This is a genomic window from Kutzneria sp. 744 (assembly GCF_000568255.1).
GTDB lineage: Bacteria > Actinomycetota > Actinomycetes > Mycobacteriales > Pseudonocardiaceae > Kutzneria.
This window is the reverse complement of record NZ_KK037166.1, coordinates 4,345,174-4,365,999: the sequence shown is the minus strand read 5'-3', so window position 1 is coordinate 4,365,999 and position 20,826 is coordinate 4,345,174. Positions and strand designations below refer to the sequence as shown.

Sequence of the window (20,826 nt, the reverse complement as noted above, 5' to 3'; positions counted from 1 at the left end):
GACGCTGGGCGGGACTCGCGGGGGTAAACGAAAGGCCGGCACCCGTGGGTGCCGGCCTTTTCGAGGCTTTCCTTATACCGCAGGGAGGAGGCCGGCGTCGCGGGCCAGGAGGCCGGCCTGGAAGCGGGTGCGGGCGCCGAGTTCGGTCATCATGTTGGCGACGTGCCGCCGGTAGGTCCGCAGCGACATCCCGAGTCGCCGGGCGGAGACCTCGTCGGTGCAACCCGTAGCCAGCATCTGCGCCACGGCCGCCCGCAGCTGCGACGACGCCAGCTCACCCCGCCCGCTCTCACCGTCCATATCGGACGTCGCGGTGCCCCACAGGTGCTCGAACACCTCGTGCACCCGGGCCACCACCATGGGATTGCGGACCAGTACCGCGCCGGCCGCCTCGTCACCGGGGCCGGCGGACACCAGGACCGTGCGGCGGTCGAAGATCGCCAGCCGGAACCACAGCTGGGGCAGCGCACGCACCTCCCCGCCGGCGCCGGTCAGTTTGTTCACATAGGACTGAACGGTCAGCTTGGCCAACACGCTGTGCTGCACCAGGGTTCGCACGGAGATGCCGCGCCGCGCCATCTCGGTCTCGTCCGGCAGCACATCGCCGACGGCCGTCGAGCTCAGGTGGGTCGCGGCGAACTCCATGGTGCACTCCTGGATCAGCCGGTAGCAGGCGGCCTTGACCGCGTCGCCCGGCGGCAGGAACGTGAAGTCCTCGCCCAGCGGGCCGTTGCCCCTGGCCTCGCGGTACACGGTTCCCAGTCCCTGCAAGGTCTTGCGGGTCTCCTCGATGAACCGCTGCTTGGCGTACATCTCGGCCAGCACGGGGGTCAGCAGCTCCGCCTCGGCCCATTCCGGCGAGGTGGGACGGAAATGCCCGCCGACGCCGACCGGTTGGATGAGCCGGGCGGCGTGCAGCCGGGCCAGCGCGTCGGCCGCGCGGTCCTGCGGGATGTCGGCCTCACGCGCGACGAGCTCGCTGTCGAGGGTGTCGTAGCGCAGCGTCAGCCGGTACAGGTTCAGGGTTTCCTCGTCGATGGCGTGCGCCGACTGCATCGCGGTCACGGTTTCCTCCTTCGACGACAGGACTTTCCCACCATCGAGGCTAGGGGCGTGAAGGCGGCGGCGGCCAGCGTGCGGGCCAGGTTTGGGTGCAAAGCGTCATGCCGCTACGTCGGAAGTTGTACGTCCTCCGGCTCGCCCGCGGCCTTGATCACCCGACGGCCCAGTCCCCGCAGGTACGCGGCCAGCTCCGGCGGCTCGTGCACCTCGAAGTCGCAGCCCAGCATGGCCAGCCGGAAGGCGATCCAGTCCAGCGAGTCGGCCCGGGTGCGCAGTCGGCAGCTGTGCTCGTCGACGACCTCGAGCTCGGCCCGCGCGCCGCCCATCCGCCGCCGCACTTCGTCGATCGGCGCATGCAGGGTAGCCACGGCCCGATAGGTCGGCGACCGCTCGTACAACTTGCTGGCCACGTACGCCGCCGCGTCCTTGGCCGGGAGCTCGCGGGGCGTGGTCCTGGCCCCGGTGAGCTGCGAGTTCCGCATCCGGTCCACGCGGAAGATGCGCCAGTCCGATCGCTCGTTGTCCCAGGCGACCAGGTACCACTTCCGCTTGGTCGACACCAGGCGCAGCGGCTCGACCAGCCGCCGGGTCTCGCTGCCGTCGGCCGCCTGGTAGCCGAACCGCAGCCGCTCGTGGTTGGCGATGGCCATCGCGATCACCGCCAGCTCGTCCGGGTCGACGGTCGGCCCGCCGCTGCCCAGCAGCGGCTCGGTGGCCGCGTTCAGGGCCCCGACCCGGTGCCGCAGCCGCGACGGCAGCACGTGCAGGAGCTTGGCCAGGGCCCGGACCGACGCCTCCTCGATGCCGTCCACCGCGTGCCCGGCCGCCGTGCGCAGGCCGACCGCGATGGCCACCGCCTCCTCGTCGTCCAGCAGCAGCGGCGGCATGGCCTGGCCCGCGACCAGGCGATAGCCACCGATCGCGCCCATCGACGCCTCGACGGGATAGCCCAGCTCACGCAGCCGGTCGATGTCCCGGCGGATGGTGCGGGCGCTGACCCCGAGGCGCTCGGCCAGCTCGCTGCCCGGCCACTCGCGTGGGGTCTGCAGCAGCGACAGCAGCGTGAGCAGTCGGGCCGGCGTGTCCGTCATGACGACAAATATGCCATCGATGTGGGACATGTTCTGACCTACATGCCTTCTACCTTCGGTGCAGACGACAACCGAGGGAGCCCGCGATGACCACCAGCACGATCGCCCCGACCACGGTCTCCGGCGTGCTGCCGGCGGCCCAGCCGTTCGATCTGCGCACGTCGATCCGCTTCTTGCAGGGCTTCGGCGCCTGCCGCGGCGACCAGGTCATGACCGAGGACACGCTGACCAAGGCCATCGCCATCGACGGGCAGGCCGTGGTGTTCCGGGTGACGCCGACCGACGGCGGCGTCGACTTCGAGCTGACCTCCGACCGGCCGATCGCCGACGGGCTGCGGGCCAAGGTGCTGGACAAGATCGACGGCTACCTCAGCCTGTCCGACGACCTCACCGAGTTCTACGCCCAGGCCGACGGCGACCACCCCGACTACGCCCGCCTGGTCAAGGCGCTGTGGGGGCTGCACCAGGTCCGCTTCCTCACGGTGGCCGAGATCGGCGTGTGGGCCGTGTTGTCCCAGCGCACCCCGAAGAACGTCTCCACGTCGCTCAAGCGCCGGATCACCTCGATGTTCGGCCGCAAGATCAGCTACGACGGCCTCGAGTTCCAGGCGTTTCCCGAGCTCACCGACCTGCGGCAGCTGGAGGTGGCCGACTGGCTGGCCATCGTCAAGAACGCGCGCAAGGCGGAGTACCTGGCCAGCCTGGTCGACGGGCTGCTGGACATCGGCGAGGACTACCTGCGCGCCGCCTCCTACACCCAGGCCACCAAGGCCCTTCGCGGCATCAAGGGCGTCGGCGAGTTCTCCGCCGCCGCGATCCTGCTGCGCGGTCTGGGCCGGATGGACTTCGTGCCGCTGGACATGCCCGCGTTCGCCGACGCCACCGCCAAGGTCTACGGCGAGGGCTACGACAACCAGAAGCTGCGCAGCCGCTACGGCGACAACCTGGGCTACTGGGCCTACTACCTGCACACCGGCCTCGGCGCGCTGAAGAACGAGGCGCTCGGGCCCGTCGCCTGCGGGCGGTGACATTTTCCTGTCATCGCGACGATGTGGACGCGGTGGGTGACCGTGTCGACGATGTACGTAACCGATCCCCCGTGAGGAGCCAGTTGGATGTCGGACTTCGTGTTCCCCGCACCGAGTTCGGCTCCAGCCGCCCCACTCGCCCTGAGCTCGGGGGACGTGGAGCTGACCCACGCGGAGCTGGGCCGGGCGGTCGCGGCCGTGGCCGACGGCGAGCACACGATGGTCGACGGCGTGGTCACGCCGTACCATCTGGTGCTCGCCTGGTCACGGCTTTCCGTTGCCCCGCGGTCTTTTGACGGCGGGACGGCATTGGTCGCCACCGAGGATCTCGACGCGGTCGCCGCCGGGGCGCTGTCCGTCGTCCGGGCGGGTGGCCGGGTCCACTGCGCCGCGTCGCTGCGCGCCGGTGATGTGTTGGCGGATCTCCTTGCCGTCCAGGCCACGGATCTCATTGCCGGCGCGCCTTTGCTGCACATGCTTCGCCGCGCCCTGGAGTCGGAACTGGTGGCCGGTCCACTCTCCGTCTTCGCCGTTTTCGAGGGCCTGCAACGCAGTGACGACCACTCCCGTCAGGAACGCCGAACCCTGTTGCCCGCCTTGTATTCCCGCCTCGGCGGCCGGCTGCTGACCGTCCACTGCGTGGGCGAGCCCCTCGACCCCGAGACGGCGTTGTTCTTCGCCCGCGCCGGTCTGCTGATCCGTGAGGGCTTCGGGTGAGAAAACCGTTGTGCCGTGCACCGACCGCGATGGTATACAGCGGTCGTGGAAACCCTGCTTGCCTTCCCTGACCTGCTGCGACTGATCGACGAACGGTCGGCCGCGTTCCGGGCCGCCATCGCCGCCGCGCCCGATCTCGGCGTCACGGTGCCGACCTGTCCCGAGTGGACGCTGCTCGATCTGGTGCACCACATGGGCCAGGGACGGCGTTTCTGGGCCGGGAACGTCGCCGCCGGGCCGTCGGACGTCCGGCCGGCGCGGCCCGAAGTGGAGGTCCCGCACGAGCGTGAGGCCATGCTGGCCTGGTTGGCCGATGCGGCGGAGCAGCTGCTGGCCGCCCTGCGGGAGGCCGGTCCGGACGCCGGGTGTTGGTCGTGGTGGGGCACTTCGCAGTCGCCGCTCACCGCCGGCGCCGTCGCCCGGCACCAGGTCCAGGAGATCTCGGTGCACACCTACGACGCCCAGCTCACCATCGGCGCCGCCCAGCCCTTGCCGGACGAGGTCGCCCTCGACGGCGTGGATGAGTTCCTGGTCACCTGTGTGTCGACCGCCGACGCTTGGCCCCACGACGCCGCCGACATCGACTACCACGTCACCGATGGCCCTTCATGGCGCGTCAAGCTCTCCTCCGCCGGCGCTCGCGTCACCACAGCGGACAAGCCGGCCGACGCCGCCGCAACAGCCACCGCCAGCGACCTGGTCCTGGCCTTCTACGGCCGTCTTTCCATGGACGCCCTGAAGCTCGACGGCGACCCCACCATCTTCGACCAGCTCATCGCCTGGGAGCCGTAACTAGCACGGCGAGTAGTGCTGGGTCTCGCTGGCGGCCAGAAACGGCTTGATGGAGCCGATCCAGCGGGCGAAGGCGGGGCTGCCGCGGAAGCCGTCGACGTGGGCCTCCAGGGATGCCCAGGCGATGGCGACGACGAAGCGGTCGGGCTGTTCGACGCCCCGCAGGACCTGGGCCGACAGGCAACCGGGGTTCTCGCGGACGTGAGTGATGCCGGCGGTGATGGCCTGCGCCAGGTCCTCGGCCCGGTCGGCGGTGGCGGTGAGCACGGCGATCTCGGTGATCACTGGTCGACCTCCACGGGCAGGTCGGTGCGGGCGCTCCACTCGTTCCACGAGCCGTCGTAGTTGGCGACGCGAGGGTAGCCGGCGACGGCCAGTCCGAAGTGGACGGACGCGGCGGCGACGCCCCCGTTGCAGTAGGCCACGATCGGGCGGTCCGGGGCGAGCCCGGCGTCGGCGAAGATGCCGGCCAGCTCAGTGGTCGGGAGCCAGGTGCCGGTGGAGAGGTCGACGAGGTCCTCACGGGGAATGTTGATCGCGCCCGGGATGTGCCCGGCCCGGTTGCCCGGGCGCACGACCGAGCCGCTGTACTGGCCGGGATCGCGGGCGTCCACGATGGTTGCCCGGCCGTCGGCCATGGCCGAGACGACGTCGGGCGCGGTGGCCCGCAGCGACGGCTGTGCCCGGGCGGTGAAGGTTGCCGGCGCGAGGGAGGGGATCTCGCCGCTCACGGGCCGATTCTCGCGTTGCCACTTGGCAAAGCCGCCGTTGAGCACGGCAACGCGGGTGTGGCCGTAGTAGCGCAGCGCCCACCACAGGCGGGTGGCGAAGGTCGACGCGGGATGCGTGTCGTAGGCGATCACCAGGTGCTCGTCGCCGATGCCCGCCCGCTCCATCGTCGCCGTGAACTGCTCGGCGGTCGCGACCTGTACGGCGATCTCGTCGTCCGGGTCGACGATGTCCTTCGTCCAGTCGAGGTAGACGGCGCCGGGGATGTGCGCCGCCGCGTACTCGTCGTACGCGCCCTCGTAGCCGAGCCCGGCCGCCGCCGGCGCGCCCGGCGTCGGCACCGGCGGCACCGAGCCGCGAATGTCGACCACGCGCACTTCACCGTCGTCGAGGTGGTCGTGGAGCCAGTCCGTCTCCACGAGAAAGTCGCCGCGATCGGCCATGGTGGTGCCTCCCTGTCGCTCTAATAGACCGTACGGTACATTCGAACGGGAGGTGCGGCATGGCGGTCACGTCAAAGGGGCAGCGAACCAGGGACGGACTGGTCGCGGCGGCGGCGAAGCTGATGCACGAGCGAGGCATGGCCGCGACCGCGCTGGGCGACGTCCTCAGGGCCAGCGGCGCCGGGAAATCCCAGCTGTACCAGCACTTCGACAGCAAGGACGCCCTGTGCGCCGCCGTGCTGGAACACCAGCTGGCCGTAGTGCTCAGAGCCCAGCCGTCCTTGGCCGACGACTCATGCGCCGACCTCGGCCAGTGGCGGGCCGATCTCCTGACCGCCAACGAACGTGCCGGCTTCGGCGGCTGCCCGCTCGGCTCCTTCGCCGGCCAGGTCAGCGAGATCGAACCCCTGCGCCTGCTGTACGCCGACCTCTTCGCCCGCTGGCAGACCGCCATCGCCGGCCTCGTCGCCCGCGCTCAGCAGGCCGGCCAAGTCCCGGCCGACCGCGACCCCGAGGAGACGGCGTTGATCCTGCTCGGCGCGATGCAGGGCGGCACCGCCCTGTCCCACATCCACCGCGACCCACGCCCGCTGATCAGCGCCCTGGACGCCGCTTTCCGCGCTATCGGGGTCGGCTGACGGCCAAGGCCCCGGCGGTGTCCAACCGCCAGCCGCTGTCGTACGCCGCGGCGAAACCCGCGCCGAGGGCTTCCTGGGCCTGGCGGGTCAGGGCGTTGACCTGGGGATCGGTGGGGTCGTGGGCACCGCGCAGGCGGGCAGCGGCACCGAGGATGCTGGCGACGTCGGCGAACCGCCCGGACGACGCCGCGAGGCCGGCGACGGTGACGGCGACCGTGGCGACGACAGGCATGTCCATGGCGCCGACAGCGGCGGTGTATGCCTTAAGCACGGCCTCAGAAGCGCCGGGGAGGTCGCCGAGCGCGAGGCAGAGCTGGGCCCGGACGGTGCTGACCAACGCCTGCCCGTGGTCGCGGTCGAATGCGTGCTGAGCGGACAGACGGGCCTCGGCCGAGGCGACCAGCTCAGCCGCCCGAGCCAACTCCCCGAGCCGCACCCGGAAACCGGCCTCCCGGGTGTCGAGCAGGATCGCGGTGAAGGCCGAGCCGGCCGCGTGGTCCCGGGTGGCGGCGATCAGCTCAGTCGCCCGTGCCGCATGCCCGAGCCGGAGATGCAGGTCGATCAGGCGGAAGTCGATGAAGATCTCGTCGCTGAGGCTGAGTGACCCGAATTCACGGGCGAGGCGCTTGGCCTCGGTCAGATCGGCCAGCGCCCCGTCGAGATCGCCGTCGTACTGGCGCAGCAAGGCCCGCATCGGCAGGGCACTGGCCAATCCCCAACGGTCGCCGGCCTCAGTGAAGAGGTTCAGGGCGGCGGCCACGTCCTCGCGCACCCGGTCGAGCCGGCCCTCGTTCTCCTCGGCCCGGGCCCGGAACAAGCGGGCCAGCCCGGCGAGCCACCTGTCCGGGCCGTCGATCACGCCCTGGATGACAGTCCGCGACGCCTCGGTGTCCTCCAGAAAAGCCAACCGCAGCACGGTCAGCGCGCCGCCGAAGCCCGGCAGCCCGGGATGGCCCAGCAGCCGGTCGGTGAGGGCCCGCAGGTTCTCGCGCCGGTCGTTGACCAGGTCGTTGGCCAGCGCGCTCGGGGTGGCGGTTGCGTGGAGCAGCATCCCCTCGGCGACGTCGCTCGGACGCTCGGTCGGCACCGCGACCGCCTGCCCCAGCCAGTACGCGGCGTCGCTGTCGCGGCCGAACATCTGCCAGTACCAGGCCAGGTTCACTGCGAGCCCGACCGCGCCGTCGGCGTCGCCGGTGTCGCAGAGGTGACGCAGGGCGGCGAGCACGTTGTCGTACTCGGCGCCCAGCACTCGAAGGGCTTCGAGCTGATCGGGTCCGCGCAGCAGCGGATCGTTGCGGGCGACCAGCTCGGCGAAGTACCGGGCGGCCCGGTCCCGCACCACGGGGCTCAGGTTCTCCTGCCCGTACTCCCGGATCGTCTCCAGCATCCGATACCGGCCCGTGTCGGGGTTGAGCTGGAGCAACGACCGGTCGACCAGGCCCGCGAGCTGCTCGCGGACGTCATCCGCACCGCAGACGGCGGCGGCCGAGGCCGGCGTGATTCCGCCCGGCAGCACCGAAATGTGCTCAGCGACCTTGAGCGCATCCGCGTCCAGCAGATCCCAACTCCACGCGATGACCGCACGCAGCGTGCGATGCCGTGGGAAGGCAGTCCGGCTGCCGGTGGTGAGCAAACGGAATCGGTCCGACAGCCCGGCGGCGAGGTCGGCCAGCGTGAGCGTGCGCAGGCGGGCGGCGGCCAGTTCCAACGCCAGCGGCAGGCCGTCGAGGTCGGCGACGATGCGCAGCACCTCGGCCAGGTTGTGCTCGTCGACGACGAACCCGGGCCGCACACCCGCCGCCCGCTCCGTGAACAGCCGTACCGACGCGGTCCGCCGGGCCTGCTCGACATCGGCGGCCGGCGCGGGCAAGGGGAGCGGCCCGAGCGGAACCAGCGCCTCGCCGTCGATGGACAGCGGTTCCCGGCTGGTGGCCAGCACCCGCAGCCCGGCGCAGCGAGCCAGCAACGCCGAGAGCAGATGGGCCACGGCGTCGATCAGATGCTCGCAATTGTCCACCAGCAGCAGGCTTTCCCGCCCACTCAACTGCTCGACCAGCACGTCCAGCTCGCTACGCGGCGTGCCTTCGAACAACGCCGTGCCGCGCAGCCCGATCGCCGCCAACAGCGCCGCACCGACCTTGGCCGGCTCGGTCACTGAGGAGAGGTCGATCATCCAAGCGCCCTCGCGCCGGCGAGCGGCCTCCACGGCCAGGCGGGTCTTCCCGGCGCCGCCCGGCCCAAGCACGGTGACCAGGCGTCCGGCGGCGAGCAGCGCGTCGATCCGGGCCAGGTCGTCCTCGCGGCCGATGAAGCTGGTCAGGGGCGCGGGCAGGTTGCTCGGAGCGGTCGGCACGATCGGCTCGGCCCGCAGCAGCCGCAGGTGCCGCTCGCGCAGGGCGGCCCCGGGGTCGGTGCCGAGCTCGTCGGCCAGGGCTTCGCGGATTCGCTCGTACGAAGCGAGGGCCTCGGCCTGCCGTCCCTGGGCGGCGAGGGCGTCGATGAGCAACGCGGCTGCGCGCTCGTGCAGGGGGTGGTCGGCCAGCAACGCGGTCAGCCGGGTGGCGGCCGCGTCGGCCCGACCCAGCGCCAACTCGGCGCTGGCGAGGTCGACGACGGCCTCGATCGACACCTGGGCCAGCCGGGTCGCGACTGCCGGCGCGACCGCGGCGACCGTCGCGGGCTCGACGCCGGGGCTGTCGCCCCAGAGCTTTGCGGCCTCGCCCAGCACAGCAGCGGCGTCGTGGGCCCCGGCGCGCAGGCGCTCACGGCCGTCAGCCGCGAGCTGCTCGAACCTCAGCGCGTCCACGTCCTCCACGGCCAGCCGATAACCGCCCGCGACCTGCGTGACGTCATCGGCGGAGCCGAGGGCCCGGCGCAGCCGGGAGACCAGGGCCTGGAGGGCGTGGGGCGGGTCGGCCGGCGGATCCTCGGCCCAGATCGCGTCGATCAGGACACTTGGCTCGACGGCACGCCCGCCGGCCAGCGCCAGCCGCACGACCAGACCCTGCAACCGAGCGCCGGGAACGGGCAGGTCGACGCCGCCGCGCGACGCCCGAAAGGCGCCGAGCAGCGTGACCCGAAGCCCGTTCATGCCCCGATCTTCGCGCACGCCGCACATCGGGGCTCGGCCGGTGTGAGCGCCGTGCCCGCGCCGTGTGAGCGGACACCGCCAGTGTTGCCCCTGCCCGGACGGACCGGGCGCCGAAGGGAGCAAATGCATGAAGGCGGTCGAGTTCAGCCGGTTCGGGGGTCCCGAGGTCCTCCAGATCGTGGACCTGCCCGATCCGCACCCGGGTCCCGGCCAGGTCCGGATCCGCGTGCGGGCGGCCGGCGTCAACGCGAGCGACTGGAAGAAGCGCCAGGGCCTGATGGACCAGGAGCTGCCGCAGACCCTGGGCCACGAGGCGGCCGGCATCGTCGACGAGCTCGGCGAGGGCGTCTCGGCCGTCGCGGTCGGGGACGCCGTGTTCGGGTTCTCGGTTATGAGCGGTGCCCAGGCCGAGCTGACGGTGCTGTCCCACTACGCCCCCATGCCGCCGACCCTCGGCTTCGCCGAAGCCGCCGCCCTGCCGGCCGCCATCGAGACGGCGGCGCGGGCCCTCGACCAGCTGGGCGTCGAGAACGGCGTCACGGTGCTGGTCAACGGCGCCTCCGGCAGCGTCGGCAGCGCCGCCGTGCAGCTCGCCGTCGTTCGAGGCGCACGCGTGATCGGCACCGGCAGCCCGGCCAGCCATGACTTCCTGCGCTCGCTCGGGGCCGAACCCATTGCCTACGGCGACGGCATGGCGGAGCGGGTCCGGGCGCTCGGCGGCGTCGACCTCGCGCTCGATGTGGCCGGCAGCGGCGTGCTGCCGGAGCTCATCGACCTCACCGGCGGCGCGGAGCACGTGATCACCATCGCCGACTTCTCCGGCGCGGAACGGCATGGCGTGCGGTTCAGCCGAGGCGATTGCGGCCGTGCGCTGCACGTGCTCGACCAGATCGGCGAACTGATCGAGTCCGGCCGGTTCACCCTGCCCGTCGGACGGACGTTTCCGCTGACCGAGGTGGCCCAGGCGCATCGCGTCGGCGAGGCCGGCCAGGTGCGCGGAAAGCTGGTGCTGCTGCCATGAACCGCTGGCTCGCCCTCGTGGTCCTCAGCCTCGCCCAGCTGATGGACATCCTCGACTCGACCATCGTGAACATCGCTTTGCCCACGGCGCAACGGGATCTGGGCTTTCCGGCCGACTATCGGCAGTGGGTGCTGACCGGCTACGCGCTCGCGTTCGGCAGCCTGCTGCTGCTCGGCGGCCGGCTGTCGGACTTCTTCGGACGCAAGCGGCTGTTCCTCATCGGCGTCGGCGGATTCGCGGTCGCCTCCGCCTTCGGCGGCGCGGCCGGGGACTTCTCGATGCTGTTGGCCGCCCGCATCGGCCAGGGCGTGTTCGCCGCGATGCTCGCGCCGGCGGCGCTGTCGCTGCTGTCGGTCACTTTCGCCGACGACGCCAAGGAACGCGGCCGGGCTTTCGGGATCTTCGGCGCGATCTCCGGCGCCGGCGGGGCCCTCGGTCTGCTGCTGGGTGGCGTCCTCACCCAAGGGCTGTCGTGGCGGTGGTGCCTCTACGTCAATCTGATCATCGCGGCGGTCGCTTTTGTTGGCGGGATGGTGTTTCTACGTGACGGCGACCGGCCGGAGCGGCGGAGGCCCGACCTTGCCGGCACCATCGCCGTGGTGCTCGGCCTGGTCGGCATCGTCTACGGTCTGGGCACCGCCGAGGCGCATGGCTGGCAGGACGTTCGCACGTTCGGCCCGGTGATCGTGGGTGCGCTGCTCCTCGTCGCCTTCGTGCTGATCGAACGTCGGACCGAGTTTCCCCTGCTGCCGCTGCGAGTTGTCCTGGACCGCGTCCGCGGGGCCGCGTACCTGTCACTCGGGATCTCCGGGACCGGGATGTTCGCGGTGTTCCTGTTTCTCACCTACTACCTGGCCAACACGCTGGGATACACGCCGTTGGAAACAGGTTTCGCCTTCCTCCCGATGATCGGCTCGGTGATGTTCGGGGCGGTCTTCTCCGGCGCGGTTCTGTTGCCCCGCACCGGACCCCGGCCGCTGGTCCCGATCGGCTGCGTGCTCGCGGCCATCGGCATGGCCCTGCTGACCGGCATCGGGACCTACTCCACCTACGCCGGATCCGTCCTGCCGGCCCTGCTCGTCACCGGCATCGGCTTCGGGCTGATCTTCGGCCCGGTGCAGAACGCGGCGACCAGCGGAGTCCGCTCGCACGACGCCGGCGTGGCCTCCGCCCTCGTGACCACCGCCCAGCAGATCGGCGGCTCCATCGGCACCGCCGTCTTCAGTTCCCTTGCCACGACGGCAATCGGCCAGTACCTCTCGGCGCACCCGGGCGCCACCGCCGCGGCCACTCTGGCCGGCTACAACCTCGTGTTCTGGATCGCCGCCGCCGTCTTCCTCGGCAGCGCCTTGGTGGCCGGCCTGCTCTTCCGTGGCGGCCCGCTGCCGATCTCGTCCGAAGTCCTTGTCGCCGCCTGAAAGTCAGGAACACTCCCATGACGATCACCCTTCGCGCCGGCTGCACAGTCATGTTCACCGGCGACTCGGTCACCGACTGCTTTCGACTGGAGACCGAGGAGAGCCTCGGCTACGGCTACCCGCTGCGCATCGCCGGCGAATGGGGATTGCGACACCCGGACCGGCCCGTGACGTGGCTGAACAGCGGCTACCGTGGCGACCGCGTGGCCGACCTCGAAAACCGTTGGGCCGCCGACGTTCTCGCCGCCCGGGCGGATGTGGTGTCCATCCTGGTCGGGGTCAACGACATGGGCTGGCACACCCTGGATCCCGACGGGCACAAGATTCCCGTGGAGGATTTCGAGGCCGGCTACGACCGTCTGCTCGCGCCGCTGGCCGAGGCCGGCACGGAGCTCGTCCTCATCGAGCCCTTCCTGCTGCCGATCGGCGGGGTCATGCGCGCCGGCCGTAATTCCGTGCTCATCGGCGAGGCGGAGCGCAAGGAATGGCGAGCCGACCTCGATCCCAAGATCCAGGCCGTACGCCGATTGGCCCGCCGGTACGACGCCCATCTCCTGGCGGCTGACGGAATGTTCGCCGAACTGGCCGCCGGTACCGGTTCCGAACGCTGGGCGGCCGACGGCATCCATCCCACGCCGGCCGGCCACGCCGCACTGGCCGCCGCCTGGCTGCGCCTGGTCGCGTGATCAAGCCTCACATCTGCTTTCCTTGCGGCGCAGCAAGTTCGGCGTCTGTTCCGGCCACTCGGGAGCCGCCCCGGAATCGGGACAAAAGGGATGCGGTCTTGACAAAGTGGGAGCGGCCCGCCTCTCGCCGCCAGCGGCACCCTACGCCGGCCTGGGGCTGGGCGCGGCCGGTTCCCGGCGCGTCGACCCTGTCGTGCGGGCGGTCGGTGGGGGAGACTGCGCCGATGGAGAGAGTCACCGGCATTGGCGGGGTTTTCCTTCGGGCGCGGGACGGCGAGGCCCTGCGGGCCTGGTATGCCGAGCACCTCGGCGTCGACATGGGCGAGTGGGGTGGCAAGCAGTTCGCGTGGACCCCGGGCGGCTCGACGACGTGGGCGATCTTCGACGCCGACGCCGAGCACCTCGGCGAGCCTGCCCAGTCCTCCATGGTCAACTACCGGGTGACCGACCTGGACGCGATGCTGGCCCAGCTGCGCACGGCCGGCGTGACAGTGTCCGACGAGGTCAGCGACACCGACTACGGCCGCTTCGGCTGGGCCCACGACATCGAGGGCAACAAGTTCGAGCTGTGGCAGCCGCCGGCCGGCGAATGATCCCTTCCGCCCCAGTATTTCGACCGTAGTTCAGCAGAAAACCACTCACAGGATTGTGGACATTCGGCCGGTCCCGGGAACCTGGGACTGCCGATTGCCCTCTACCTGGGAGAGGTTTCGTGAGCGAATCGCGTACACGCCGTGGCTTGGTCCTGTTATTCGGACCGATGCTGGCGGCGGCCGCACTGAGTGCGGCGCCGGCCGACGCCGCGACCGCGGACACCGTCCGCGTCAACGAGGTCGTGACCACCGGCTCCGTCAACGACTCGATCGAGCTGTACAACACCGGCTCGGCTGCGGTGGACATCTCGGGCTGGATCCTCAAGGACGACAAGGACAGCTCCAAGTACAAGATCGCCACGGGAACGACCCTGGCCGCCGGCGCGGCGAAGGCGTTCGACGTGCACAGCGCGTTCGGGTTGGGGGACAGCGACAAGGCCCGCCTGTACCGGGCCGACGGCAGCACGCTGGTGGACAGCGTCAGCTGGAGCACGAAGTCCGATCCGTCCTGGTCACGGTGCCCGGACGGCACGGGCGCACTGAAGTCGGCGGCCGTGACCCTTGGCGCGCCGAACAGTTGCGGCACGACCACCGGCCCGGTGGCCTGGCCCGGCAGCGGTTCCGTGTCGACGGCCGACGCGGCCAACGTCTTCGGCGAGGACCTCAGTGGCCTGTACCAGGAGGGCGGCGTGCTGTGGGCCGCACAGAACTCCGGCAAGCTGTGGCGCCTGGTGCGCAACGGGTCGAACTGGACCCCGGACACCGCCAACGGCTGGTCCAAGGGCAAGTCGGTGCACTACACCAACGGCTCCGGCACGCCTGACGACGAAGGCGTGACCCTCACCGGATCCGGTTCCGCCGGCGGCGTTTTCGTCTCCACCGAGCGCGACGGCGACGCCTCCGGCACCAGCCGCACCTCGGTGCTTCGGTACGACGTCAGCGGAACGGGCACCTCCCTGACCGCCACCCGGGAGTGGAACCTCACCAAGGACCTGCCGCCGGTAGACCCCAACCTCGGCTTCGAGGGCATCACCTGGATCTCCGACGACACCCTCACCGCCGCCGGCTTCGCCGACGCCTCCACGGGTTCCGCCTACACCCCGAGCCACTACGGCAGCCACACCGGCGGCGTGTTCTTCGTCAGCGTCGAGGGCACCGGCATGATCTACGGCTATGTCTTGCAGGACAACGGATCCTTCACCCGGATCGCGTCCGTCAACAGCGGCATGAGCGCGGTCATGGAGCTCCAGTGGGAGCCCCAGGCCTCGCGCCTGTGGGTCGTGTGTGACAACACCTGCAACGGCCAGCACCGCACCATGAAGATCAACGCCGCCGGCGCCTTCGCCCCCGCCGCCGTCTACAACCGGCCCAGCGGCATGTCCAACTACAACAACGAGGGCTTCTCCGTCGCCGGCGTCGACGAGTGCGTCAGCGGCAGCAAGCCCGTCTACTGGTCTGACGACGGCAACGACGGCGGCCACGCCCTGCGCCGCGGCACCATCACCTGCTGAACCCCCGCGAGTCCCGCTCTCCGGCACACCGAAATACGGTTTCCGGCAGAGCGGGACTCGCCTCGGTCGGTCAGTACGGCCAGCCCGGGACGTTCAGGCGAATGCTGTACAGGCCGTAGTTTCCGGTGTCGCCGCCGCTCGACGGGCTGCCGGAGGTGATGTACAGGGTGCGGCCGTCGGGACCGCCGAAGGCGGCGTTGGTGGTGTTCTGGCCGGCGCTGATGGTGCCCAGAGCCTTGCCGGCGGGGGAGAAGACGTGGATCTTCCCGTCGCCGAAGGTGGCCTGGTAGACGTTGCCGGCGCAGTCGACCGTGCCGCCGTCGGTGCCGCCCAGCGCCACGAAGTCGCTGCGGGCGCCGGTGCTGCCGTCGGCGTTGACCGGGTACTTGTAGATCTTGCCGGTGGCGTTGCCGCCGACGTACAGGGTGCGGCCGTCGGGCGAGAGCTCGATGCCGTTGGGCTCGCTGATGGAGTCGTCGATCAGCGACACCACGCCGTTGCGCACGCGGAAGACGTCGGTGTGGCCCGACATCTGGTCCGGACGGTCGGCCCGCTGGAAGTCGGGGTCGGTGAAGTACACGGTGCCGTCGGCCCCGACCGTGACGTCGTTGGGCGAGTTGAACTGGTGGCCCTGGTAGCTGGCGGCGAGGGTGCTGCGCTGCTTGGTCGCCAGGTCGTAGACGGACACGCTGCGCTGGTCGTGGGTGGCGGCGATGACGGATTTTCCGTCCCGGCTCAGGGAAAGGCCGTTGCTGCCGGAGTTGGTGACGAAGGTGGCGAAGGTGTTGCTGGTCGGCGTGAAGCGGAGAATGTCCGACGGCTGCACGTTCTGCGCGCCGGATCCGTCGTGCATGTCGGTCAGCAGCAGGGTTTGGCTGGCGGCGTCCCAGACCGGTCCCTCAAGGAAGTTGTAGCCGTCCTTGATCTTCGTGGCGGTCGGGTTCTGCGTCGGCAGCGGGTTGTCGAAGGGGCCGCTCGGGCAGGGGCCACCGGTCGGCGGGGTGCCGGTGGTGGGCAGGGTCCACTGCTGGTTGGCGCCGGCGCCGCAGGTCCAGATCTGCAACAGGGTGCCGTCGGCGCTGCTGACGCCGGTGGCGTCGAGGCACTTGCCCGAGCCGGCGTTGACCAGCTGGCCACCCGACGCCGTCCACCGCTGTGCGCCGGTGCCGTTGCAGTCGTAGATCTGCACCTTGGCCCCGTTGAGGGTGGACGCGCCGGAGACGTCCAGGCACTTGCCCAGGGCCCGGATCGTGCCGTCGTCGCCGGCGGTCCACTGTTGGGCCGTGCCGCCGTTGCACGACCACAGCTGCACCCGGGTGCCGTTGGCGCTGGCGCCGCCGGCGACGTCGACGCATTTGCCGCCGATGCCCGTGATCGTTCCGGTCGCCGCCTGGGCGGACGGGGCGCCGGTCGCGGCGGCGGCGAGCACCGCCGCGACGGCGAGAAGTCTGGTGACGTGGCGAGTCTTCATTGGCCTTCCACGGTTGGCAGGGGTTCGTGGTCCGCCTCGCCGTGGCGGCTCGCCGAGACAGATTCCTGTCTACACGACGAATCGCCTGTTTCAATGTGTTACGTCTCAGCTGGGCCTGACGATCTGCTGCAACGCCCAGTGATTGCCGTCCGGGTCGTCGAACTGGACGAACCGGCCCCAGGCCAGGTCCTCCACCTCGCTGACCTCCGCGCCGCGCGAGACCAGTTCGGCCCGGACCTTGTCGGCGTCGTCGACCACGGCCTGCAGCCCCTTCACCGTGCCGGGCTCGGCGGTGGTCAGGCCCTTGCCGAAGGCGATCGAGCAGGCCGAGCCGGGCGGGGTCAGCTGCACGAAGCGCACCTCGTCGCTGACCGTGTGGTCGTGGTCGAGGGTGAAGCCGATCTTGTCGACGTAGAAGTCCCGCGCCCGGTCCACATCGGACACCGGCAGGATCACGAGCTCGATTCTGATCTCCATGGACACCACCCTAGGCGTCATTGCGGACAGGTTCTGTCCTCAATGGCATTGCTCGTGCAACGCCTTCGTGACCAGCGGGAACAGGCGGGCATGAGCACACTGTCCGGCCCGCCCTGGTAGGCCTTCTCGTTCACCGGAACTCCGCTCGGCCGGGCCCGGCCCCCGGGCCGGCCCGGCTCCATGTCCGACTCCCGGTGACCCGGACGAGCCGGCGCTACGGCGACCGGGACGCCACCGCCGAGGTTGTCGAGCGGCACGGCCCGACCTTCTGACCCGTCCGGGTAGCTCCTTGACCCTCCTGTAACAGGAGGGCCGATGATGCGTTCATGGCGGTCCTCCTGTCCATCGGCGACTTCTCGCGGATGACCTATCTCAGCGTCAAGGCGCTGCGGCACTATCACGACCTCGGCCTGCTGGTGCCGGCCGAGGTCGACCCCGGCACGGGGTACCGGCTGTACGAGCCGGGCCAGGTCGGAACGGCGCAGGCGATCCGGCGGTTCCGGGACCTGGGCATGCCGTTGGACGAGGTCGGGGCGGTGCTGGCCGCCCCGGACGTCACGGCGCGCAACGAGCTGATCGCCGCCCATCTGCGCCGGGTGGAGCGGCAGCTGGAACGGACGCAGGCGGCGGTGAGCTCGCTGCGGCTGCTGCTGGAGCGGCAGCCGCAGCCCATCGAAGTCGAGTGCCGCTCGGTCCCGGCCGTCCCGGTCCTGGCCATCAGGGACCGGATCTCGATGGACGACAGCGAGCAGTGGTGGGCCGAGGCCTTCGACCGCCTGCACGCGGCCGTGGGCGAGCACCGGGCCGGCCCGGACGGCTGCCTCTACCACGAGGAGTTCTTCGCCGAGGACATCGGCGACGTGCTGGCCTACGTCCCGGTCCGGGGCAATCCCGCCGGCCGCGGCGCCGTCGAGGCCGTCCAGCTCCCCGCCGCCGACCTGGCCGTCACCCTGCACCGGGGGCCGTTCGGCGAGCTGGACCAGACCTACAGCGCCCTGGGCACGTACGTGGCCCAGCGCGAGATCGGCGCCGACGGCCCGATCCGGGAGACCTATCTGATCACCACCGGCGACGAGTCGCGGCACCGCACCGAGGTCTGCTGGCCCGTCGCCTCTCTTACCCACTAGGAGCACCACGATGAGCAGCACCGTCTACGCGATCACCTTCGACTGCGGCGACGCCGCCGAGCTGGCCGAGTTCTGGGCCCGGGTCACCGACCGCAAGGTCGACGCCGGCGGATCGGCCACCTTCGCCTCCGTCGGCGTCCAGGACGAGCAGCCCGGCGCGCCTCGGATGATGTTCTTCACGGTTCCGGAGGGAAAGTCGGCGAAGAACCGGCTGCACCTCGACCTGATGACGTCCGACCTGGACGCCGAGGCCGAGCGCCTGGTGTCGTGCGGCGCGACCAGGGGCGCCGAGTTCGAGGAGTTCGGCGCGCACTGGATCACCCTCACCGATCCCGAGGGGAACGAGTTCGACCTCGTCTCGGGCTGACCGGGCGGGCGCCGCCACCATGACGCGCATCACGCAACGCTGTCGTGGCGGCCGGGAACACACCGGGCATGACGACCAACAAGCTGACCATGACCCCTCGCCATGACGGCCGCGCTCGGCGTGTTCGCCGTGGGCGGCGCGATGGCCTTCGCCGCCGTGCCAGGCTCGACCCCCGCGCCGGCCGCCGGCTCCCAGGCGCTGCAGAGCCCCCTCACCGGTGACGCGAAGATCGCTCAGGACTGCCTCGGCACCGCCGGCGACGTGGCCAACAAGGCCTCGTGGCGCCCCGGCGCCCGGATCAACCTCGACGCCAACCACGGCTTCCTCGTGATCCGCGACGACAAGAACGCCGCCGTGTGCGTGATCGAGGACGGCAAGGGCACCGGCCTGATGGGCGGCGTGATCGACAACCACGGCTACGGCAAGCTCACCGCCCAGCGCCCGTTCGACTACCTGACGTCCATGAACTACGCGCACCAGTCCGTCCACTTCGGAATCGCCGCCACCGACGTCACCGGCGTCACCCTGGTGGGCCCGAACAAGTCCGAGGCGGCCGCCGTGGTCAAGGACGGCACCTTCGCCGTGCTGGCCAAGGACGCTGAGAACAGCAATGCGTCCACCACGAACCACATTCGAGTGACCCTCGCCAACGGCGGCGTCGTTTCCGGCCCGTTCCGCGGCTAGGATGAGACCCCGGCCGTCTTCGGGGGCGGCCGGGGGTCTCGTCCCGCGCAGCGATGCGGTTGAGAACTGACGCAACGCTGGCGGGCCGGCCGGGAACATACCCGGTGTGACGACGGCTGGAGAGTACGTGCGACTGGTGGAGACGCCTGACTGGGGCGATCCGCCGCCGTGTGATGACCAGACGCTGTGGGAGCGCGCGGCACGCGGTGACCGTGCGGCGTTCGGCGAGCTGTACCAGCGGCACGCCGAGGCCGTGTGGAACTACGCCTACCGGCTGACCGGCTCCTGGTCGACCGCCGAGGACCTCACGTCGTCGACCTTTCTCGCCGCGTGGCGCAAGCTGGGCGACATGACCCTGGTCAACTCCAGCGCGCGGCCGTGGCTGTACACCGTGGCCAGCAACCTGGCCCGCCACGAGTTCCGCCGCGCCGGCCGGTTCTCGCGGGTGCTGACCCGGGTCCCGCTCAACGACACCGCCCGCGACCACGCCGACGAGGTCGCCGCCCAGATCGACGCCGACCGCCGGCTCCGGGTCGTGCTCGACGCCGTCGACAAGCTGCCCAAGGGCGAGCGCCAGGCCGTCGAGCTCTGCCTGCTCGGCGAGCTGTCCACCGCCGAGACCGCCGAGGTGCTCGGCATCGCCGAAGTCAGTGTGCGGGCTCGGGTCTCCCGGGCCCGCAGCCGCCTGCGTGGCCTGCTGGGCGGCATGGGTCTTGAGGAGGAGGGCCGATGAACGAGACTCCCGAGCTTCCGGAGCGGCGTCAGATGCCCGACGCCTTGCGTGACCGCCTCTGGTCCGAGCAGATCGAGCCCCAGCTCGCCACCCGGAGCCGCTCCCTGCGCGCCCCCTTCGCCGTCGCCGCCTCCGTCGTCGTGCTCGCCGCCGCCGTCGCCGTCGCCTTCACCCAGCTCCGCGGCCACGACGCCGAGGTCGCCTCCGGCCAGTCCCCCCTCGTCCGCGAATGCGTCCGCAGCGGCAAGAACCTGCCCGACCCCACCGCCTGGCGCGCCGGCGCCCGCTTCGACCTCTCCCCCCAGCTCGGCTTCCTCGTCATCCGCAGCAACCGCACCGCCGCCGCCTGCACCATCGAGAACGGCCACGGCACCGGCCTCATCGGCGGCGCCCCCGAGGACACCGACCTCTACTCCCAGCTCACCCCCGACCGCCCCTTCGACTACCTCACCTCCATGAACTACGCCAAGGACCACATCCACTTCGGCATCGCCACCCACGACGTCGCCACCATCGACCTCGTCGGCCCCGACAACTCCGTCTCCCCCGGCGTGGTCGGCGACGGCACCTTCATCGTCCGCGACAACATCGCCGAAGACAGCAACCAGCCCTCCACCAACTACGTTCGGGCCACCCTCAACAACGGCCGCACCATCCAGGCCCCGCTGAGGAACTAACGGCGGTCGGGTTGGGTGGGGTGTCGGTTCTTGAGTTGTGGTGGTGCGTCGGATGTCCGCACCGCGCGGTTGCCGTCTCCGCCTGCACAACAATCATTCTCTCTACGGCATGCGGTGTTGGGGTGGAGGGGCGCTAGGTGGGTGAGCGGGGTGCGTTGCGCGACATCGGTTTGGTGGGTGCGTGCGTTTTGCAGAAGGCTTGGGACGGGTCGGAGGGTGGGGGACAGGTCTCCGTGATGAAAGCGTTGCGCGGGTTTTGGAAAGCGATTTCCAGCGACGGGTCTGAAGGGTGCCACGATCGTATATAGGTTGGTGTGTAACGGAAGTGGATCACAAAGGCGGGTAGTATTGGAGTATGTCGGCGAATCCTGAATTCCCTGCCGACACCGAAGGGTGGAGGCAGGACGAGCGGGCGCTGTGGGAAGCGGGCGAGGAAGCCGAGAGCCCGTGCCGGGCGGTGACGATGGTGG

At 70.7% G+C, this 20,826-nt stretch carries 21 protein-coding genes; 14 read left to right on the top strand and 7 right to left on the bottom strand.

What is annotated here, in order from left to right; translation table 11 throughout:
- Window positions 1-72: 72 nt before the first annotated feature.
- Entirely contained in the window at window positions 73-1,065 is a 993-nt protein-coding gene (locus tag KUTG_RS53605) for a helix-turn-helix transcriptional regulator (protein WP_157494643.1), read from the bottom strand.
- A gap of 104 nt (window positions 1,066-1,169) precedes the next feature.
- On the bottom strand, window positions 1,170-2,153 hold the full coding sequence (locus KUTG_RS19650; protein WP_043718707.1) for a helix-turn-helix transcriptional regulator: 984 nt from the start codon (window positions 2,151-2,153) through the stop codon (window positions 1,170-1,172).
- A gap of 86 nt (window positions 2,154-2,239) precedes the next feature.
- On the opposite strand from KUTG_RS19650, the gene KUTG_RS19645 reads away from it, so the two are divergent.
- The 3 genes from KUTG_RS19645 to KUTG_RS19635 all read left to right on the top strand — a co-directional run bounded on the left by KUTG_RS19645 (window position 2,240) and on the right by KUTG_RS19635 (window position 4,690).
- The gene (locus KUTG_RS19645) at window positions 2,240-3,181 is read left to right on the top strand and encodes a DNA-3-methyladenine glycosylase family protein (protein ID WP_043718705.1); all 942 of its coding nucleotides are present in this window, start codon (window positions 2,240-2,242) and stop codon (window positions 3,179-3,181) included.
- A gap of 87 nt (window positions 3,182-3,268) precedes the next feature.
- Window positions 3,269-3,898 (top strand): hypothetical protein, encoded by a 630-nt coding sequence (locus KUTG_RS19640; RefSeq protein ID WP_043718704.1) that lies wholly within the window; start codon window positions 3,269-3,271, stop codon window positions 3,896-3,898.
- A gap of 45 nt (window positions 3,899-3,943) precedes the next feature.
- Window positions 3,944-4,690, top strand: a complete 747-nt coding sequence (locus KUTG_RS19635) for a maleylpyruvate isomerase N-terminal domain-containing protein (RefSeq protein ID WP_043718702.1) — start codon at window positions 3,944-3,946, stop codon at window positions 4,688-4,690.
- On the opposite strand, the gene KUTG_RS19630 is transcribed toward KUTG_RS19635, so the two are convergent.
- The gene (locus KUTG_RS19630; protein WP_052394986.1) at window positions 4,691-4,975 is read right to left on the bottom strand and encodes a putative quinol monooxygenase; all 285 of its coding nucleotides are present in this window, start codon (window positions 4,973-4,975) and stop codon (window positions 4,691-4,693) included.
- Complete coding sequence (locus KUTG_RS19625; protein WP_043718700.1) at window positions 4,972-5,862, bottom strand: sulfurtransferase; 891 nt, start codon at window positions 5,860-5,862, stop codon at window positions 4,972-4,974. Before KUTG_RS19625 ends, KUTG_RS19630 begins: the two co-directional genes overlap by 4 nt.
- Window positions 5,863-5,921: 59 nt before the next feature.
- Between KUTG_RS19625 and KUTG_RS19620 the strand changes: the two genes are divergently transcribed.
- On the top strand, window positions 5,922-6,500 hold the full coding sequence (locus tag KUTG_RS19620; RefSeq protein WP_043718699.1) for a TetR/AcrR family transcriptional regulator: 579 nt from the start codon (window positions 5,922-5,924) through the stop codon (window positions 6,498-6,500).
- Here KUTG_RS19620 and KUTG_RS19615 read toward each other — a convergent pair.
- Complete coding sequence (locus tag KUTG_RS19615; protein ID WP_043718697.1) at window positions 6,484-9,591, bottom strand: AfsR/SARP family transcriptional regulator; 3,108 nt, start codon at window positions 9,589-9,591, stop codon at window positions 6,484-6,486. The genes KUTG_RS19620 and KUTG_RS19615 overlap by 17 nt on opposite strands.
- 127 nt (window positions 9,592-9,718) lie before the next feature.
- On the opposite strand from KUTG_RS19615, the gene KUTG_RS19610 reads away from it, so the two are divergent.
- The 5 genes from KUTG_RS19610 (at window position 9,719) to KUTG_RS19590 (ending at window position 14,820) form a co-directional block, all read left to right on the top strand.
- Complete coding sequence (locus KUTG_RS19610) at window positions 9,719-10,612, top strand: NADP-dependent oxidoreductase (RefSeq protein WP_043718695.1); 894 nt, start codon at window positions 9,719-9,721, stop codon at window positions 10,610-10,612.
- Window positions 10,609-12,030 (top strand): DHA2 family efflux MFS transporter permease subunit, encoded by a 1,422-nt coding sequence (locus KUTG_RS19605; protein ID WP_043718693.1) that lies wholly within the window; start codon window positions 10,609-10,611, stop codon window positions 12,028-12,030. The genes KUTG_RS19610 and KUTG_RS19605 overlap by 4 nt, the downstream gene beginning before the upstream one ends.
- A gap of 17 nt (window positions 12,031-12,047) precedes the next feature.
- Window positions 12,048-12,716 carry a GDSL-type esterase/lipase family protein gene (locus KUTG_RS19600; protein WP_043718692.1) on the top strand — a complete coding sequence of 223 codons (669 nt, stop codon included), beginning with the start codon at window positions 12,048-12,050 and terminating at the stop codon, window positions 12,714-12,716.
- 224 nt (window positions 12,717-12,940) lie between these two features.
- The gene (locus tag KUTG_RS19595; protein ID WP_043718691.1) at window positions 12,941-13,309 is read left to right on the top strand and encodes a VOC family protein; all 369 of its coding nucleotides are present in this window, start codon (window positions 12,941-12,943) and stop codon (window positions 13,307-13,309) included.
- 146 nt (window positions 13,310-13,455) lie between these two features.
- A complete protein-coding gene (locus tag KUTG_RS19590) occupies window positions 13,456-14,820 on the top strand; it encodes a lamin tail domain-containing protein (RefSeq protein WP_232240863.1) in 1,365 nt (454 codons plus the stop codon).
- A 70-nt stretch (window positions 14,821-14,890) separates the two neighbouring features.
- On the opposite strand, the gene KUTG_RS19585 is transcribed toward KUTG_RS19590, so the two are convergent.
- Together KUTG_RS19585 and KUTG_RS19580 are read right to left on the bottom strand one after the other, a co-directional pair.
- Window positions 14,891-16,291 (bottom strand): SMP-30/gluconolactonase/LRE family protein, encoded by a 1,401-nt coding sequence (locus KUTG_RS19585; protein ID WP_052394982.1) that lies wholly within the window; start codon window positions 16,289-16,291, stop codon window positions 14,891-14,893.
- A gap of 105 nt (window positions 16,292-16,396) precedes the next feature.
- Window positions 16,397-16,768, bottom strand: coding sequence for a glyoxalase superfamily protein (locus KUTG_RS19580; protein WP_043729937.1), 372 nt, complete (start codon window positions 16,766-16,768; stop codon window positions 16,397-16,399).
- Between the two features lie 326 nt (window positions 16,769-17,094).
- Between KUTG_RS19580 and KUTG_RS19575 the strand changes: the two genes are divergently transcribed.
- The 5 genes from KUTG_RS19575 to KUTG_RS19555 all read left to right on the top strand — a co-directional run bounded on the left by KUTG_RS19575 (window position 17,095) and on the right by KUTG_RS19555 (window position 20,356).
- Window positions 17,095-17,895 carry a MerR family transcriptional regulator gene (locus KUTG_RS19575; protein ID WP_043718689.1) on the top strand — a complete coding sequence of 267 codons (801 nt, stop codon included), beginning with the start codon at window positions 17,095-17,097 and terminating at the stop codon, window positions 17,893-17,895.
- 10 nt (window positions 17,896-17,905) lie between these two features.
- The gene (locus tag KUTG_RS19570; protein WP_043718687.1) at window positions 17,906-18,262 is read left to right on the top strand and encodes a VOC family protein; all 357 of its coding nucleotides are present in this window, start codon (window positions 17,906-17,908) and stop codon (window positions 18,260-18,262) included.
- 102 nt (window positions 18,263-18,364) lie between these two features.
- Window positions 18,365-18,946: a hypothetical protein gene (locus KUTG_RS19565; protein WP_052394980.1), complete on the top strand. Its 582-nt coding sequence runs from the start codon at window positions 18,365-18,367 to the stop codon at window positions 18,944-18,946.
- 127 nt (window positions 18,947-19,073) lie between these two features.
- Window positions 19,074-19,679 carry an RNA polymerase sigma factor gene (locus KUTG_RS19560; protein ID WP_043718685.1) on the top strand — a complete coding sequence of 202 codons (606 nt, stop codon included), beginning with the start codon at window positions 19,074-19,076 and terminating at the stop codon, window positions 19,677-19,679.
- Window positions 19,676-20,356 (top strand): hypothetical protein, encoded by a 681-nt coding sequence (locus tag KUTG_RS19555; RefSeq protein ID WP_157494642.1) that lies wholly within the window; start codon window positions 19,676-19,678, stop codon window positions 20,354-20,356. Before KUTG_RS19560 ends, KUTG_RS19555 begins: the two co-directional genes overlap by 4 nt.
- Window positions 20,357-20,826 lie beyond the last annotated feature (470 nt).

What these genes read in the sequence shown, in the direction of transcription:
- KUTG_RS19650 (WP_043718707.1), bottom strand. Translation starts at nt 2,153, where the DNA reads ATGACGGACACGCCGGCCCGACTGCTCACGCTGCTGTCGCTGCTGCAG.
- KUTG_RS19645 (WP_043718705.1), top strand. Translation starts at nt 2,240, where the DNA reads ATGACCACCAGCACGATCGCCCCGACCACGGTCTCCGGCGTGCTGCCG.
- KUTG_RS19640 (WP_043718704.1), top strand. Translation starts at nt 3,269, where the DNA reads ATGTCGGACTTCGTGTTCCCCGCACCGAGTTCGGCTCCAGCCGCCCCA.
- KUTG_RS19625 (WP_043718700.1), bottom strand. Translation starts at nt 5,862, where the DNA reads ATGGCCGATCGCGGCGACTTTCTCGTGGAGACGGACTGGCTCCACGAC.
- KUTG_RS19620 (WP_043718699.1), top strand. Translation starts at nt 5,922, where the DNA reads ATGGCGGTCACGTCAAAGGGGCAGCGAACCAGGGACGGACTGGTCGCG.
- KUTG_RS19615 (WP_043718697.1), bottom strand. Translation starts at nt 9,591, where the DNA reads ATGAACGGGCTTCGGGTCACGCTGCTCGGCGCCTTTCGGGCGTCGCGC.
- KUTG_RS19610 (WP_043718695.1), top strand. Translation starts at nt 9,719, where the DNA reads ATGAAGGCGGTCGAGTTCAGCCGGTTCGGGGGTCCCGAGGTCCTCCAG.
- KUTG_RS19605 (WP_043718693.1), top strand. Translation starts at nt 10,609, where the DNA reads ATGAACCGCTGGCTCGCCCTCGTGGTCCTCAGCCTCGCCCAGCTGATG.
- KUTG_RS19600 (WP_043718692.1), top strand. Translation starts at nt 12,048, where the DNA reads ATGACGATCACCCTTCGCGCCGGCTGCACAGTCATGTTCACCGGCGAC.
- KUTG_RS19595 (WP_043718691.1), top strand. Translation starts at nt 12,941, where the DNA reads ATGGAGAGAGTCACCGGCATTGGCGGGGTTTTCCTTCGGGCGCGGGAC.
- KUTG_RS19585 (WP_052394982.1), bottom strand. Translation starts at nt 16,291, where the DNA reads ATGAAGACTCGCCACGTCACCAGACTTCTCGCCGTCGCGGCGGTGCTC.
- KUTG_RS19580 (WP_043729937.1), bottom strand. Translation starts at nt 16,768, where the DNA reads ATGGAGATCAGAATCGAGCTCGTGATCCTGCCGGTGTCCGATGTGGAC.
- KUTG_RS19575 (WP_043718689.1), top strand. Translation starts at nt 17,095, where the DNA reads ATGGCGGTCCTCCTGTCCATCGGCGACTTCTCGCGGATGACCTATCTC.
- KUTG_RS19570 (WP_043718687.1), top strand. Translation starts at nt 17,906, where the DNA reads ATGAGCAGCACCGTCTACGCGATCACCTTCGACTGCGGCGACGCCGCC.
- KUTG_RS19565 (WP_052394980.1), top strand. Translation starts at nt 18,365, where the DNA reads ATGACGGCCGCGCTCGGCGTGTTCGCCGTGGGCGGCGCGATGGCCTTC.
- KUTG_RS19555 (WP_157494642.1), top strand. Translation starts at nt 19,676, where the DNA reads ATGAACGAGACTCCCGAGCTTCCGGAGCGGCGTCAGATGCCCGACGCC.